16 protein-coding genes and 1 tRNA gene are annotated in these 15,448 nt (G+C 69.9%); 6 read left to right on the top strand and 11 right to left on the bottom strand.

Going from position 1 to position 15,448, the window contains the following annotated elements; translation table 11 throughout:
• The first annotated feature begins 315 nt into the window (after positions 1–315).
• Complete coding sequence (locus E1286_RS29410) at positions 316–1,350, top strand: methyltransferase (RefSeq protein WP_132617632.1); 1,035 nt, start codon at positions 316–318, stop codon at positions 1,348–1,350.
• Positions 1,351–1,624: 274 nt separating this feature from the next.
• On the opposite strand, the gene E1286_RS29405 is transcribed toward E1286_RS29410, so the two are convergent.
• The 8 genes from E1286_RS29405 to E1286_RS29370 form a co-directional block, all read right to left on the bottom strand.
• A complete protein-coding gene (locus E1286_RS29405; protein ID WP_132617630.1) occupies positions 1,625–1,999 on the bottom strand; it encodes a hypothetical protein in 375 nt (124 codons plus the stop codon).
• Between the two features lie 274 nt (positions 2,000–2,273).
• A tRNA-Val gene (locus tag E1286_RS29400) sits at positions 2,274–2,348 on the bottom strand.
• Between the two features lie 17 nt (positions 2,349–2,365).
• Complete coding sequence (locus tag E1286_RS29395; RefSeq protein ID WP_246075286.1) at positions 2,366–3,313, bottom strand: ROK family protein; 948 nt, start codon at positions 3,311–3,313, stop codon at positions 2,366–2,368.
• Between the two features lie 168 nt (positions 3,314–3,481).
• Entirely contained in the window at positions 3,482–3,793 is a 312-nt protein-coding gene (locus E1286_RS29390) for a hypothetical protein (RefSeq protein WP_132617626.1), read from the bottom strand.
• 17 nt (positions 3,794–3,810) lie between these two features.
• Positions 3,811–4,275 (bottom strand): peroxiredoxin, encoded by a 465-nt coding sequence (locus E1286_RS29385; RefSeq protein WP_132617624.1) that lies wholly within the window; start codon positions 4,273–4,275, stop codon positions 3,811–3,813.
• A gap of 28 nt (positions 4,276–4,303) precedes the next feature.
• Complete coding sequence (locus E1286_RS29380; protein WP_132617622.1) at positions 4,304–4,732, bottom strand: DUF3052 domain-containing protein; 429 nt, start codon at positions 4,730–4,732, stop codon at positions 4,304–4,306.
• A 117-nt stretch (positions 4,733–4,849) separates the two neighbouring features.
• On the bottom strand, positions 4,850–5,254 hold the full coding sequence (locus E1286_RS29375; protein ID WP_132617620.1) for a secondary thiamine-phosphate synthase enzyme YjbQ: 405 nt from the start codon (positions 5,252–5,254) through the stop codon (positions 4,850–4,852).
• 9 nt (positions 5,255–5,263) lie between these two features.
• Positions 5,264–5,446 (bottom strand): DUF1918 domain-containing protein, encoded by a 183-nt coding sequence (locus tag E1286_RS29370; RefSeq protein ID WP_132617618.1) that lies wholly within the window; start codon positions 5,444–5,446, stop codon positions 5,264–5,266.
• A 556-nt stretch (positions 5,447–6,002) separates the two neighbouring features.
• Between E1286_RS29370 and aceE the strand changes: the two genes are divergently transcribed.
• From aceE to E1286_RS29355, 3 genes are all read left to right on the top strand, one after another.
• Positions 6,003–8,750, top strand: a complete 2,748-nt coding sequence (gene aceE / locus E1286_RS29365; RefSeq protein WP_132617616.1) for a pyruvate dehydrogenase (acetyl-transferring), homodimeric type — start codon at positions 6,003–6,005, stop codon at positions 8,748–8,750.
• Positions 8,751–8,929: 179 nt separating this feature from the next.
• Complete coding sequence (locus tag E1286_RS29360) at positions 8,930–10,450, top strand: alpha/beta hydrolase (protein ID WP_132617614.1); 1,521 nt, start codon at positions 8,930–8,932, stop codon at positions 10,448–10,450.
• A 9-nt stretch (positions 10,451–10,459) separates the two neighbouring features.
• Entirely contained in the window at positions 10,460–11,197 is a 738-nt protein-coding gene (locus E1286_RS29355) for a maleylpyruvate isomerase family mycothiol-dependent enzyme (RefSeq protein WP_132617612.1), read from the top strand.
• Between the two features lie 109 nt (positions 11,198–11,306).
• Here E1286_RS29355 and E1286_RS29350 read toward each other — a convergent pair whose 3' ends face one another.
• From E1286_RS29350 to E1286_RS29340, 3 genes are all read right to left on the bottom strand, one after another.
• On the bottom strand, positions 11,307–11,663 hold the full coding sequence (locus E1286_RS29350) for a VOC family protein (protein WP_111176254.1): 357 nt from the start codon (positions 11,661–11,663) through the stop codon (positions 11,307–11,309).
• 91 nt (positions 11,664–11,754) lie between these two features.
• Positions 11,755–12,483, bottom strand: a complete 729-nt coding sequence (locus tag E1286_RS29345) for a helix-turn-helix transcriptional regulator (protein WP_132617610.1) — start codon at positions 12,481–12,483, stop codon at positions 11,755–11,757.
• A gap of 142 nt (positions 12,484–12,625) precedes the next feature.
• The gene (locus E1286_RS29340; RefSeq protein WP_132617608.1) at positions 12,626–13,651 is read right to left on the bottom strand and encodes a PHP domain-containing protein; all 1,026 of its coding nucleotides are present in this window, start codon (positions 13,649–13,651) and stop codon (positions 12,626–12,628) included.
• Between the two features lie 113 nt (positions 13,652–13,764).
• On the opposite strand from E1286_RS29340, the gene E1286_RS29335 reads away from it, so the two are divergent.
• The gene (locus E1286_RS29335) at positions 13,765–14,289 is read left to right on the top strand and encodes a hypothetical protein (RefSeq protein ID WP_132617606.1); all 525 of its coding nucleotides are present in this window, start codon (positions 13,765–13,767) and stop codon (positions 14,287–14,289) included.
• Position 14,290: 1 nt separating this feature from the next.
• Positions 14,291–15,436 (top strand): glutathionylspermidine synthase family protein, encoded by a 1,146-nt coding sequence (locus E1286_RS29330; protein ID WP_132617604.1) that lies wholly within the window; start codon positions 14,291–14,293, stop codon positions 15,434–15,436.
• The last annotated feature ends 12 nt before the right edge of the window (positions 15,437–15,448 follow it).

Below are 15,448 nucleotides of genomic sequence, written 5' to 3'. Positions count from 1 at the left end.
CCTACCGCCCCACCGCCTCCTGACCCCACCGTCACCAGCTGAACGGCATGGCCCGGGTTCGCCCAGGCCATGCCGTTCGCCGTTCCCCACCCACCGGAGCGGCCTGGGAGCCCAACCGCTTTCTTACGGCGCCCACCGCCGCCTGAAGCTCACACCGCCCGGCCTGGGCATCAGGGACCCCTGCCGTACCCGGCCTCACCTTGCCCGTGGAAGATGACGCTGTGATCCGGGCGCCGGTTCAACGGCGCCAGGGCCGACAGCCCCTCGCATGGGCGCACTTTTTCAGGAACGATCCAAAGAGAACGGTGTTTTCTCATGACGGAGACTGCGGGCACTCCAGCCCCTGAAACCCCGATCGCGGTGACCTTGCTGGGCATGTTGAGCGGTTATTGGGTGAGCCAGATCGTCCGTACCGCTGTGGACCTCTCCATCCCGGACCACCTTGCCGGGGCCACATTGACCGCGGAGGAGATCGCGACGCGGGAGTCGAGCGATCCCCGAGCCACCTACCGGCTGTTGCGCGCCTGCGCCTCGCTCGGGCTTGTGTCGCATGTCGGCGACCACCGGTTCACCGGCACGCCGATGAGTGAACTGTTGCGCGAGGGGGTGCCGAACACGATCCGGGAGCTGGCTCTGACCTGGACGGGCCCGTCGCACTGGCGGGCCTGGGAGCGCATGCCGGAGGCCGTCAGGAAGGGCGGCACCCAGATCGAGAGCGCCCTCGGCACGGACTTCTTCACGTACCTGGGGCAGCATCCCGAGGAAGGCCAACTGTTCTCCGTCGCCATGGCCGGAATGTCGGCGCAGTTGAACCAGGACCTGCTCACCGCCATCGACACCACCGGCATCTCGCTGGTGGTGGACGTCGGCGGAGGCAGCGGCGCACTGGTCCGCGGGCTCCTGGCGGCCCACCCGGACCTGCGCGGCATCAGCCTGGACCTGCCGCACGCCACGGCCGGCGCCCAGGAAGCGGGCGACAAGGACGGGTTCGGTGACCGCTTCGCCGCCGTCAGCGGAGACTTCTTCGACAGCGTCCCCGCAGCCGACCTCTACCTGCTCAAAATGGTGCTGCACGACTGGAACGACGAGGACTGCGTCAACATCCTCCGCAACTGCCGCGCGTCGGCCCGCCCAGGCGCCCGCGCGCTGGTCGTGGAGAACGTGATCGGCCCCCTCGGGACACCGGGCTTCGAACCGCTCGCCGACATGCACATGCTCGCCATGCTCCCCGGCCAGGAACGCGACCTCGCGGAGTTCGACGCCCTCTACGCCGCCTCCGGCTGGCGCCGCAGCGGCGAACCCCTCCCGACCGGTTTCCAGTTCCAGATCCAGAACCTGGAAGCCGTCTGACCCGGCCGCGCGCGCGACCCGCTGACGCGAGCCGCACCGGCTGACGGCACGACGCCCCGTTTTCCATGCTCGGAGACGGGGCTTGTCCTCGGGTCGGCGGGATTGTCAGAGCGCCTGCCCACACTGCGCTCATGAGCTGGTGGACGCTGTCCGAACCGCCGTCACCAACAGCGACGTGCCTCGGCCTGCGACACCCGCGGCCGTGGCCGTGGCCGTGGCCGAGACCGAGGCCGCTCGCGATCGACATGCCGACGATGGGGCGTCGCTCGAATCGTCACTTCTTCTGTGCGTGGGGCTCGTCCTCGGCCCAGTGGGCCTGGCGCTCGGCGCCGGTGTCGAAGAATGCGTCCAGGTAGTCCCGCGGCGCGAGGTCGCTGTCTCGTAGCAGGGAGAAGACCTCCGCACCGGTCTGGATCGCCTCGTCCGCCAGGTGGTAGGCCTGCGCCAGGTTCAGGTACTCGTACGGGCCCGCTTCGCAATACTCGGCGGCCTCCTGCTCGGCCAACTCGACGGCTTCCTCCAGGGAAGTGGCCCGCCAGACCGTGATGCGCTCCTCATAACTGTCGTACGGCTCCCGCCAGCGGAAGACGCACCGCACCGCGTACCAATCAGCTTTGCTCTTCCTCGGCTTCTTGCCCCGTTTGCGCACGGCATGAGCCTATCGGGATGGCAGTGGTGAGAATCTCGACGGCGCCGGCGGTCATGGTCTTCACCAAGGGCGGGAGCGGACGTTCGGGGAGCCCGGTCGCCCGGGTGGTCACGCGCTGCGCTGATCCACCAGCACGGCGGAAGCCGACCGGAAGATCGCCGACGCGATGAACAGCAAGATCACTCAGATCGCCGGGACATCTTCGAAAGAGGTCGCCAGGACCGGCCAAAGCACGAAGCCCCGTTTCCATGATCGGAGATGGGGCTCTTCCTGCTGGTGGGCGGTACTGGGTTCGAACCAGTGACCCCTCGCTTGTAAGGCGAGTGCTCTACCGCTGAGCTAACCGCCCCTGATCGGCACTACACCTTACGACACCAAGGGCTCCGATCGCACATCCACGGCCCAGCCCGGCCCCAGCTCGGGGCGGCCGGCCGCGCGCCAGCCCAGGAGGGCCGCTCCCAGCATGCCCGCGTCGACCCCGAGCGCCGCCGGGATCAGCGGGGGCGCCTCGCGGAAGGCCAGGCGCTTGACGAGCCGCGTGCGTACGGGGTCGAAAAGGGCGGGACCCGCCTCGGCCAGCCCACCGCCGAGGACGATCACCGAGGGGTCGAGCAGCAGCGTGTACGTGGCCAGGGCCAGCGACAGGGCCTCCACGGCCTCGTCCCAGACCTCGATGGCGATCGGGTCGTCGGAGGAGACCACCTGCTCGGCCCGGACGCCCTCGAGGCCCGCCCGCTGGCTGTAACGCCGGCCCACCGAGGCCGCCGACGCGTACGTCTCCAGGCAGCCGAACTGGCCGCACGCGCACTGTTCGCCGTCCGGGAACACGGGGGTGTGCCCGATCTCGCCGGCCCAGCCGGAGGAGCCGCCGTACGGCTCCCCGCGGATGATCAGAGCGCCGGCGATGCCCGTGCCGATGGGCAGGAAGAGGAAGTCGGAAAGCCCGCGTCCGGCGCCGAGGGTGCTCTCCGCCAGGCCCCCGGTGCGTACGTCGTGCCCCAGCATGACCGGGACGTCGAGGGTGGTGAAGGCGGTGGCGGGGACGTCGCGCCAGCCCAGGTTCGTCGCGTAGATGGCCGAGTGCTCGGACACCAGCCCGGGCACGGCCAGGCCGACGCCGGCCGGAGCGCCGTCGCCCGAGCCGGCCAGGTCGCTGATGAAGGTGGAGATGGCGGCCACGACCGCGTCCGGGCCGTCCGCCCGGGGTGTGGGCCGCCGCTCGCTCAGCAGCACCGCACCGGAATCGCTGACCAGGCCGCCCTTCATGGACGTGCCACCGACGTCGAGCGCGACGACGAACGAATTAGCGGACACGGAAGGAGACGATATCGCAGCTCATCAAATGTCCGGAAAGGCCGTCGGTTGTCCGCCGCAGCCGTGGCCGGCCGCCGTACGGCACCATCACAAAGCCCTCAGACCGCCCGGAAGGGACGCACGGCGCGGCACCCCGGCCCCATGGAGGCCCGGAGGCGCCCCAGGGGCTCAGGCGCGCCCCAGGACGCGGTTGAGGGCCGCCTCCACCTCAGCCGACAGGCCGGGCGGCGCCGCGCCGGCGGGCTTGCCGAGCGTCGCGCGGGCCATCCGCACGGCCCCGCAGGACCGGCACTCCACCTCGCCCAGCCGGCAGATCAGCGCCGTGGACCCGCACGTGGCGCAGGAGTCGAGGTCGAGGTCGTGCAGCCGTTGGCAGCCCGGGCAGATCAGCACCTGCGACTCCTGGCGCACCCCGCGCTGCCACGGGCTCGCCCCGCGCACCGGGTCCGTCTGCCGGGCCCCGCAGCGGTAGCAGGGCATCGCTTCCTCCGAGAGGGTCAAGAGATGACGGCGAGTGCCTTGACGTAGTCGGCGACGTCGCGCGCCGAGGAGACCGGGTTGACCACCGACCACCGGATCACGCCTTCGCCGTCGATGATGAAGGTCCCCCGCAGGGCGAACCCCTTCGTCTCATCGAAGACACCGTACGCCCGGGCGACCTGTCCGTGCGGCCAGAAATCGGAGAGCAGCGGAAACCTGAAGCCCTCGCGATCGGCCCATGCCCGGTGGGTGAACATGGAGTCGACGGACACCGTCAGCACCTGCGCGTCCTCGATCGGATGGTCGCGCAGCGCGGACAGCTCACCATGACAGACCCCGCTGAACGCCAGCGGGTAGAAGACCAGCACGACCTTGCGCCCCCGGAACCGGGACAGACTCACCGGGGTGCCGTGCTGGTCCTGCAGCTCGAAATCCGGAGCCGGGGCGCCGACCTCGGCAGGATGCGCGTTCACGGTCACCATCCTGCCGTACGGCAGGCGCTCGGGCTCCCTACCGGCGGCCCTTCGGTGTGACCAGCCTCGTCCCCGACCAATCGGGTGCGGCGGAGATGGTGCTGGTCTGTGAGAGACCCGCGGTCGCCGCATCCTCCCCGATGTCGCTCGGCTCCACGTGGCCCTCGCGCCCGGCCTTGGGAGTGAGCAGCCAGATCTGGCCGCCGTCGGCGAGTGCTCGCATGGCGTTGGTCAGAGCGTCGAACAGGTCCCCGTCGCCGTCGCGCCACCACAGCAGCACCACGTCGACGACGTCGTCACTGTCCTCGTCCAGCAGCTCGTTGCCGGTCAGGTCCTCGATGGAGTCGCGCAGCTCGTCGTCGACATCCTCGTCCCAACCGATCTCCTGCACCACCTGACCCGGCTTGAGGCCGAGTCGTTCGGCCAGGCCGCGCTCGCCCTGCGCCTGACCCGCGGTCGCGCTCACGTTTATCCCTCCTGCTTGAGTGGCCCCGCTTATGCGGTTTATCGCTTCGGCACAGTCCACACGCTGTGACCCTCAGTCGTCAACGGTCGCCACGGGTACGGCCGTACTCGGCCAGAATCAATCAGACAAAAACGACAGGCGAACCTGACGTTGCGGGTTGTCGACGTTCAGGTCCACGAGAGCGACCGACTGCCACGTGCCCAACGCCATTCGCCCGTCCAGCACGGGGATGGTGGCGTACGGCGGGATGATCGCGGGCATCACGTGCGACCTGCCGTGGCCGCGCGACCCGTGGGCGTGACGCCAGCGGTCGTCGGCCGGCAACAGATCACCCAGGGCCGCGAGCAGGTCGTCGTCGCTGCCGGAGCCCAGCTCCAGCAGCGCCACGCCCGCCGTGGCATGCGGCACGAAAACGTGCAGCAGTCCGTCTCCTTCCGCACGTACGAATGCGGCGCATTCGGACGTGATGTCGTGCACCCTCTCACGCGAACCCGTAGCCACACTGATGATTTCGGATCTCACGTGAAAATCTTACGTATGTACGACGAGGGCATCCGGCCCGGGAAACACCACGACGGTGTGTCCGTCGTCGAACCTCACGGTGTACGGAGGCTCGCCGTCAGGCCCCATGACCTCTGTGATTACTCCTGTCCGGTCCCTTTCGCCAACGGTATTCCCGTGTACCAGGAGCCGGTCTCCTACGGTCGCCTTCATACCTCCAGATTGGTACGCGGAATGCCGGACGAAAAGCGAGATTCGCAAGTTTTGCCCCTTCTCTAGGGGCAGGGGCAAAATTGATGGAAATGTTACGCGGCACTGAGGTCACGTTGCGCGCCCTCGGTGACGACTCTCCAGGGCGGCTCGCCACACCGGGAGACCGGACGGCTACGGAACGTCTCCTCCGGTCAGGCGTCGTCACCCTCGCCGGCCCACCACTGTCGCCGGGGGCTAGACTCGCGGCTCGCATCCGCGCCGTCGCGGATGAACCTCCCCCGATCGGGGGATGGGACAGAGTACGCCCCTGAGGCCCGGGCCCAGCACAGGCATCTGAGCGAAATTTCGCCCGTTTTCCTGTCTTGTTAAATTGGTCCCGGGATGTAACCTTTGGTGGCGATTCGTCCTACCATCGGTGGTCTAGGCCATCGAAGATGGCCCTGCCAGCAGGGACACTCTGGTTACCAGCCAGTAGAGATGCGTTTTCTACGGCTAGCTACCAGGATGGAAGGGCGACCCAGACCAGACATCAGTCCATCTCGGAAGGCGAGACCCAGTGGCTTCCGGACGCCAGCGTTTCTCGATCATCAGCGACGGCCTACCCAGCCAGCTGCCTGATGTCGACCCCAGCGAGACCAACGAGTGGCTCGAGTCTCTCGACAACGTCGTGAAGACCGAGGGCCGCACCAGAGCGCGCTACCTGATGCTGCGCATGCTCGAGCGGGCGCGCGAACATCAGGTCGGCGTGCCGGGCCTGCGCAGCACCGACTACATCAACACGATCCCGCCGGAACGCGAGCCCTGGTTCCCGGGCGATGAGCACGTCGAACGCCGGATCCGCGCCTACATCCGCTGGAACGCGGCCATCATGGTGTCCCGGGCCAACGCCCGCACCAACGTCGGCGGCCACATCGCCACGTACGCCTCCGCGGCCTCGCTCTACGAGGTGGGCTTCAACCACTTCTTCCGCGGCAAGGAGCACGGCGAGTCGGGCGACCAGGTCTTCTTCCAGGGGCACGCGGCACCCGGCATCTACGCCCGCGCCTTCCTCGAGGGCCGGCTCAACGAGACCCAGCTCGACGCGTTCCGCCAGGAGCTGTCGCACGGCTTCCGAGGCCTGCCGTCCTACCCGCACCCGCGGCTCATGCCCGACTTCTGGGAGTTCCCCACGGTCTCCATGGGCCTGGGGCCGATCGGCGCGATCTACCAGGCGCGGTTCAACCGCTACCTGCTCAACCGCGAGCTCAAGGACACCAGCCGCAGCCACGTGTGGGCGTTCCTCGGCGACGGCGAGATGGACGAGCCCGAGTCGCTCGGCGCCATCGGCCTGGCCGCGCGCGAGGAGCTCGACAACCTCACGTTCGTGATCAACTGCAACCTGCAGCGGCTCGACGGCCCGGTACGCGGCAACGGCAAGATCATCCAGGAGCTGGAGTCCTACTTCCGCGGCGCCGGCTGGAACGTCATCAAGGTCGTCTGGGGCCGCGACTGGGACCCGCTGCTGGCGGCCGACGTCGACGGCGTGCTGGTCAACCAGATGAACACCACGCCCGACGGCCAGTTCCAGACCTACTCGGTCGAGTCGGGCTCCTACATCCGCGAGCACTTCTTCGGCTCCGACCCGCGCCTGCGCAAGATGGTCGAGCACCTCACCGACGACGACATCCGCAAGCTGTCGCGCGGCGGCCACGACTACCGCAAGGTGTACGCGGCGTTCAAGGCGGCCCGCGAGCACGTCGGCCAGCCGACGGTCATCCTCGCCCAGACCATCAAGGGCTGGACGCTGGGCAAGGACTTCGAGGCGCGCAACGCCACCCACCAGATGAAGAAGCTCACCAAGGCCGAGCTGAAGGAGTTCCGCGACCGGCTCTACCTGCCGATCCCCGACTCCGCCCTGGAAGGCGACCTGCCGCCCTACTTCCACCCGGGCGAGAACGACCCCGAGATCCAGTACATGAAGGAGCGCCGCGCGGCGCTCGGCGGCGTGCTGCCCAAGCGGGTCATGCGCGCCAAGCCGGTCAAGCTGCCCGGCGACGAGGTCTACAGCACCTTCCGCAAGGGCTCGGGCAAGCAGCAGGTGGCCACCACGATGGCGTTCGTGCGGCTGCTGAAGGACCTCATGCGCGACAAGGAGATCGGCCACAGGTTCGTGCCGATCATCCCCGACGAGGCCCGTACGTTCGGTCTCGACGCGATGTTCCCGACGGCCAAGATCTACTCGCCGCACGGCCAGACGTACGAGGCCGTCGACAGGGACCTGCTGCTGTCGTACAAGGAGGCCGTGCAGGGGCAGATCCTGCACGAGGGCATCAGCGAGTCGGGGTCGATGGCCTCGGCCATCGCGGCCGGCACCGCCTACGCCACGCACGGCGAGCACATGATCCCGATCTACATCTTCTACTCGATGTTCGGGTTCCAGCGCACCGCCGACCAGATGTGGCAGATGGGCGACCAGATGGGCCGCGGCTTCCTGCTGGGCGCCACCGCGGGCCGCACCACGCTCAACGGCGAGGGCCTGCAGCACGAGGACGGCCACACGCCGCTCATCGCCTCGACCAACCCGGCCGTGGTCGCCTACGACCCGTCGTGGGCGTTCGAGGTGGCCCACATCGTCAAGGACGGCCTGCGGAGGATGTACGGCGACCAGCCGGAGGACGTCTTCTACTACCTGACCGTCTACAACGAGCCCTACCTGCAGCCGGCCCAGCCGGACGGCATCGACGTGGACGGCCTGCTCAAGGGCCTGTACAAGTTCGCCGACGCCCCGCGGACGCAGGGTCCCAAGGCCAACATCCTGGCCTCGGGCGTGGCGGGCCCGTGGGCCATGGAGGCGCAGCGTCTGCTGGCCGAGGACTGGGGCGTGTCGGCCGACGTCTGGTCGGCCACGTCGTGGACCGAGCTGCGGCGGGAGGCGCTGGCGTGCGAGGAGCACAACCTGCTCAACCCCGACGCCGAGCGCCGCGTCCCCTACGTCACCCAGGCGCTGTCACAGGCGCAGGGGCCGTTCGTGGGCGTCAGCGACTACATGAAGGCCGTCCAGGACCAGATCGCGCAGTGGGTGCCGGGTGACTGGTCCTCGCTGGGCACCGACGGGTTCGGCCTGTCCGACACCCGCTCGGCGCTGCGCCGCCACTTCCACGTCGACGCCGCGTCGATCACGCTGGCCGTGCTGACCAGCCTGGTCAAGCGGGGCGAGCTCGACGGCGAGGTGCTGCGCGAGGCGATCGCCCGCTACCACCTGAAGAACGGCGTCACCGAGGCCGGCGGCGCCGAGAGCAACGACACCCAGTCCATGGGCGTCTGAGCCCGGTCAGCAGGCGGCGCTCCCGCGAGCTGTTCGTGGGAGCGCCGTCGTGTTCCGCCGCCGGCGCAGGGTGAGGCGGCACGTTCAGGAGGGGTACGTGCCGCCTCACCCAGGTTTGGTGCATCGTCACGTATTGTGGGCACTACCTCCCCCTGAGAGATGTGAGGGGAAGTTTCATTATGCGTCGCGTCCTAGCCGCCGCTCTGCTTCTGACCGCCGGCTGCTCCAGCGTGCCGGCCCAGCCCGTCACCCAGCCGGCCGCGCAGTCCGCCGCCCAGCCTCCCGGCGGCCCTGGCACGATCGCTTGGGGGCCGTGCACCGACATCAAGCGGCCCGACGGCGAGCCACCGGCCCGCCAGGACACCTCCGTACGGTGCGGCAAGCTCGCGGTGCCCCTTGACTATGCCAAGCCCGACGGGGAGAAGCTGGAACTTGCGCTGATCAAGCTGCCGGCCACCGGTCCGGGCAAGCGGCTGGGCTCGATGGTGTTCAACTTCGGCGGGCCTGGGGCCTCGGGCGTCGACACGCTCGACCAGGCCGCCAAGGCTCTGACATCGCTGCGCACCCGTTATGACCTGGTCAGTTTCGACCCGCGCGGCGTCGAGCGCAGCTCCGGCGTACGCTGCGGCGGCACCGCCGAGATGGACAGGTTCACCTCGCTCAACACGCTGCCGCCCGACGACGAGACGCACCGGGCGGCCGAGGCGGCCAACAAGGAGTTCGCCGCCCTGTGCCAGCGGCACTCCGGCAAGATCCTCCCGTACATCGGCACCGTCAACGCCGCCCGCGACATGGACCGCATCCGCACCGCCGTCGACGACCCCAAGCTCAACTACGTCGGCATGTCGTACGGCACGCAGCTCGGCGGCGTCTACGCCACCCTGTTCCCCAAGAACGTCGGCCGCATGGTCCTCGACGCGCCGCTCGACCCCACGGTCTCGTTCGAGGAGCGCACGCTGGCCCAGACGCGCGGCTTCCAGCAGGCGTACGAGAGCTTCCTGCGCTCGTGCGTGAAGAGCGGCTCGTGCGAAGTCGGCCGTGACGAGGCCACCGCCGACGCCAACGTCGAGAAGCTGTTGACCCAGCTCACCGAGCGGCCGCTGCAGGTCGGCGGGCGCGCGCTGACGCAGGGCCTGGCCTCGACCGGCGTGGCCGCCGCGCTCTACTCCGAGCTGACCTGGCCGTTCCTGGAGCAGGCGCTCGGCGAGGCGCTCAAGGGCCGGGGCGAGGCGCTGATGTACCTCGCCGACACCTACACCGGCCGCTCCCCCGACGGCGCCTACTCCACCCAGATGACCAGCTTCCCCGCCATCACCTGCGTCGACACGGCCGAGCGGCCCAGCCAGGCCACGCTGCGGCGCACCGAGACGGCCGCGCTGAAGATCTCGCCGCTGTTCGGCAGCGAGGGCTCGGGTGGGCTGTGCCGGGTGTGGCCGGCCAAGGGCAGCGACGAGGCGCGGCACGTCGACGCCACCGGCTCGGCGCCGATCGTGGTGGTGGGCGGCAAGGGCGACCCGGCCACGCCGTACGAGTGGGCGCCGAAGCTGACGGCCCAGCTCAAGACCGCCACGCTGGTCACGTACGAGGGCGAGGGCCACGGGGCCTACCTGTCGGGCAGCAAGTGCGTCCAGGGACTCGTGGACGGCTACCTGATCAACGGCACGGTCCCCCAGAAGGGCGCCACCTGCCCGGCCGCCTAGTCTTGCGCTGTGACGGACTACACATCGCAGATCGACAGGGAGACCGCGCGGCTGGCGGCACTGGCCGGTGATCTGTCCGTCCCGGTGCCGACGTGCCCGGGATGGACGCTCGCCGAGCTGGTCACACATGTCGGGCAGACCCACCGCTGGGCCGTGCACGTGCTGCGCGACCGGGTGCAGGAGCGCATCTGGTCGAAGCAGGTGGCCAGCGGGCTGCCCGAGGGCGCGAGCGGTGACGCGGACTGGCTCAGGGCCGGGGCCGCCGAGCTGCTCGACACCCTGCGCGCCACCGACCCGGCGACGCAGGTGTGGACGTGGGGACCGGACCGGCGGGCGTCCTGGTGGCCGCGCCGGATGCTCTTCGAGCTGGTCGTGCACCGTGCCGACGCCGAGCTCGCGCTCGGCATCGAGCCGGAGATCGACGCGGCGACGGCGGCCGACGGCATCGAGGAATACCTGCACAACCTGCCGTACGCCGCCTGGGTCACCCGGCCGCTGGCCGAGCTGGGCGCGGAGGGGGCCACGATCCACCTCCACGCCACCGACGTCGACGGCGAGTGGACCATCACGCAGGGCCCCGCCGGGAAGATCACGTGGGAACACGGCCACGCCAAGGGCGACGTGGCCGTGCGCGGCCCGGTCGCCGACCTGCTGCTCATGCTCTACGGCCGCCGCTCCCCGGACGCGGCCGAGGTCTTCGGCGACCGCGACCTCCTGGACCGCTGGCTGTCGACGACCGCGTTCTGATGAAGCCCTGGACGCGCCGCCGCTCGGCGATCGGCGGCGTGTCCAGGGCGAAGGGGTGAACCACTCGGGCCCGGGGTGTCGCGGGGAAGGCGGTGCCCGGGCCGGGCGGTCACCTGCGGTGGAAGACGCCGAAGACGCTGCCGGAGGTGTCGCGCAGGTAGGCGAAGTCGGTGCCGGCACCGTCGTCGATCACCTTGGTGAGCACCTTGCCGCCCAGCGCCTCGCTCCTGGCGCAGGTCTCCTCCACGTCGGCCACCTGCACGTGGAAGATCGCATGGCTGGGGAACGCACCCTCGGTGTTGTAGAGGCCGCCCATCGGATGCCCGGCGTCCGGACGGCCGATCAGCCGGTAGTCGATCGGGCCCTCGTCACGCTCGAACGTCCAGCCGAACAGGCCGCCGTAGAACCGCTGGGCGCCCTCGGGGTCGTCGGACGCGACCTCGAACCACGTCACCGTGTTGTCCATCGTCGTCTCCCTCGCTTCTTTCGAACAAGACGACGATCTCTCACGTAAGCGACAACCCTATGTCGGTGTTTCGGAACGAATTATCGAGCGTCTAATCGAGAACTGTGCCGTGCACCACCATTTCCGGCACCTCGGTCGCGAAGCCTTCGAGCGGCCGGTCGGGGCAGCGCTCGGGGGTGACGGTGGCCGCGGCGATGCGGTCGAGGCGGAAGACCCGCACGTCGTCGCGCAGCCGGCACCACGCGACGAGATACCAGAACCCGCCGCGCCCGCCCAGGAACACCCCCGGCTCGACGTCGCGCGAGGTCAGCGCGCCCTTGGCGTCGGCGTAGTCGAGCCGCAGCACCCGCCGGCGCAGCAGCGCCTCCTCGATCGCCCGCGAGACGCCCTCGGCACCGAGCGGCCGGACCTCGCCGACCGGCTCGGACTCGGGCTGCATGAGCTGCACGCGGCGGGCCAGCTCGCGCGCCAGCTCGCCCTCCGAGCCCGGCATGGCGGCCACGACCTTGCGTAACGCGCTGCGCGCCTGGCGGCCGAACGGCTGGTCGCCGGCCCGGCTGAGGGCCACGGCGATGGCCACGGCCTCGGCGGGGGTGAAGTTGAGCGGCGGCAGCGACATCTTCTTGTCGATGGCGTAGCCGCCCTTGCGCCCCGGCTCGGCGTAGATCGGCACACCCGACTCCTGCAGCGCGGTGATGTCGCGCTCGATCGTGCGCACGCTGACCTCGAACCGCTTGGCCAGCTCGCGGGCCGAGCGGCGGCGGGGCGCGATGGCGCGCAGGTCTTCGACGAGTGCGTAGAGCCGGTCCGTACGATTCACAGCGGTGACGCTACGCGGCGGGACCGACAATCGCGGCGCGCCGGCCGGGCCCTCGACACTCGCGTAACCCCGTGGATACAGGGGTCTCACGCTCCGGCGACCTCGGGCGGAGAGGCCGCCATTTTCACGTTCCGTAAAGTTCTCACGCGGCGCGCGTCCAGTCCAGGAGCCGGTCGAGGGGCCAGGTGTTGACGATCCGCCCGGCCTCGATGCCGCACCGGGCGGCGCGCTCGCAGCCGAACCGCTGCCAGTCGAGCTGGCCGGGCGCGTGCGCGTCGGAGTCGATCGCGAACACGCACCCCATCTCGTACGCCAGCCGCATCAGCCGCTTCGGCGGGTCGAGCCGGTCGGGGCGGGAGTTGATCTCGACCGCCACCCCGAACCGCCGGCAGGCCTCGAAGACCAGCTCCGCGTCGAACTCCGACTCCGGCCGCTTCACCCCCCGCTTCCGCCCCGCCCGCACCACGCGCCCGGTGCAGTGGCCGAGCACGTCCACCAGCGGGTCGGCCACCGCGGTGACCATGCGGCGGGTCATCTCCTCGCCGTCCATCCGCAGCTTGGAGTGCACGCTGGCCACCACCACGTCGAGCCGTTCCAGCAGGGCCGGGTCCTGGTCGAGCGAGCCGTCGGGGTTGACGTCCACCTCGATCCCGGTGAGCACCCGGAACGGCGCGAGCCGCCCGTTCAGCTCGGCCACGGCGTCGAGCTGCCGCTCCAGCCGCTCGGCCGACAGGCCCTTGGCCACGGTCAGGCGCGGCGAGTGATCGGTCAGCGCCACGTAGTCGTGCCCGAGCGCGATGGCGGCCTCGGCCATCTCCTCGATCGGGGAGCCGCCGTCGGACCAGTCGGAGTGGCTGTGCAGGTCGCCTTTCAGCGCCGTGCGCAGCGCGGCCGTCTCCGTGTCGAGCTCGATCTCGGCGATCGCCCGCATTCTCCGCAGATATGTAGGAACCTGGCCGTCGAGACTCTCGTTGATGACGAGTGTGGTCACCTTGCCGATGCCGGGGAGATCGGCGAGCCCGCCGGTGTCCGAGAGCCGTACGAGCTCGTCGCGGGGGAGGTCGGCGACGACGGACGCGGCACGGCGGAAGGCCCGCACGCGATACGTCGGCTCGCCGGCGCGTTCGAGCAGGAAGGCGATCTCGCGCAGCGCCTCAACCGGTTCCATGTGTTCCGTCATACCCCGGCATGCATGACAAGGCCTTCATGACCGCGAATCAACACGTTGAACGGGGAGACCGGCCGCCACTAGGCTGAGCGGCCCAGGAAAGCAGGAGTTTGATGGCAAAACCGCCGCAGCCGCCCACGGATCCGCCGCGCAAGTCCTCGAAGGTCGTCCCACTGGCCGTCCTCGGGGTGCTGTCCGTGATGGTGGTCGGATACTGCGCGGCCGTATCGGACGACGAGGAGGTCGTCGCCGACTGCGTCATGTACGTGGACGACGACTCCCAGGCCGCCGAGCAGGCCATGAGCGACTACTACGGGTCCACGCTGGGCAACGACTCCGAGTCGGACGACGCCTCCGCCTCCCCGTCGCCGAGCCCCACCGCCTCGTCCCTGCCCGCGGGCTCGTACCAGGTCGTGGACGACGACTACTGCGACGACGACGACGGCAGCAGCACCAACTACGGGCACTCCTACTACGGATCCCGGGGGGCGTACATGTGGTACTACGGCGGACGCCGGGTCGGCAACACCGTCCAGGGCGGCACCACCCTGCGCCCCTCCGACGTGAACATCAGCAGCCGGGGCGGCAAGGAGATCCAGCGCGGCGGCTTCGGCCGCAGCTGGAGCGGCGGGAGCTGACGTGCGGCGCGAGCACCACCCTCCCAGGGACGACTGGGAGAAGAAGATCGAGAGCCACGGCCTGGCCTACCACCGGGCCGCCCACCCGGCGGGCCTGAGCAGGCCCTACTGGGACGAGTCCGTCCACTACGTCTTCTCGCTGGAGGAGGTCGAGGCGCTGGAGGAGCAGGTCGAGGAGCTGCACGCCATGTGCCTGCGGGCCGCCGACCACGTGGTCTCCACCGGCCGCTTCGCCGACTTCGCCATCCCCGAGTGGGCGTGGGAGGAGGTCGCGCGCTCGTGGGAGCGGCGCGACGGCCACCTGTACGGCCGCTTCGACCTGCGCTACGACGGCACCGGCCCGGCCAAGCTGCTGGAGTACAACGCCGACACGCCGACGTCGCTGGTCGAGACGTCGGTCGTGCAGTGGTTCTGGCTCCAGGACGTCTTCCCCGGCGACGACCAGTGGAACTCCGTGCACGAGCGGCTCATCGACCGCTGGCGCGGGCTGCGGCTGCCGCCCGGCCCCACCCACTTCGCCTTCACCAACGCCGACGAGACCGGCGAGGAGGCCATGACGGTTGCCTACCTGCAGGAGACCGCCGACCAGGCGGGCCTGCAGACGGTCGCCGTCGCCATGGAGGACATCGGCTGGGACGCGCTCAACCGCCGCTTCGTCGACGTCGAGAACCGGATGATCCGTTCGGCGTTCAAGCTCTATCCGTGGGAGTGGATGTTGTCCGACGACTTCGGACGCCACGCCGTACGCCACGCCACCTGGATCGAGCCGCTGTGGAAGGCGCTGCTGTCGAACAAGGCGCTGCTGGCCGTGCTGTGGGAGCTCAACCCCGGCCACCCCAACCTGCTGCCCGCCTACCTCGACGGCCCGCGCGAGCTGACCTCGTACATCGCCAAGCCGCTGCTCGGCCGGGAGGGCGCCTCCATGCGCATCGTCACCCCCGAGGGCACCCAGGAGACGACGGGGGTCTACGGCCGCGAGGGCTACGTCTTCCAGGGCTTCGAGGCCCTGCCCGTCTTCGAGGGGCAGCGGCCGGTGATCGGCGCCTGGGTGGTCGCCGACGAGGCGGCCGGCCTCGGCATCAGGGAGACCACCGGCCTGATCACCGACGACACCTCCTCGTTCGTCCCGCACCGCATCGCTGCCTGACCCCCCTTTCCC

It is taken from the genome of Nonomuraea terrae, assembly GCF_004348995.1.
GTDB lineage: Bacteria > Actinomycetota > Actinomycetes > Streptosporangiales > Streptosporangiaceae > Nonomuraea > Nonomuraea terrae.
The sequence above is the reverse complement of the archived record's forward strand: the minus strand, read 5'-3'. Positions and strand labels throughout refer to the sequence as shown.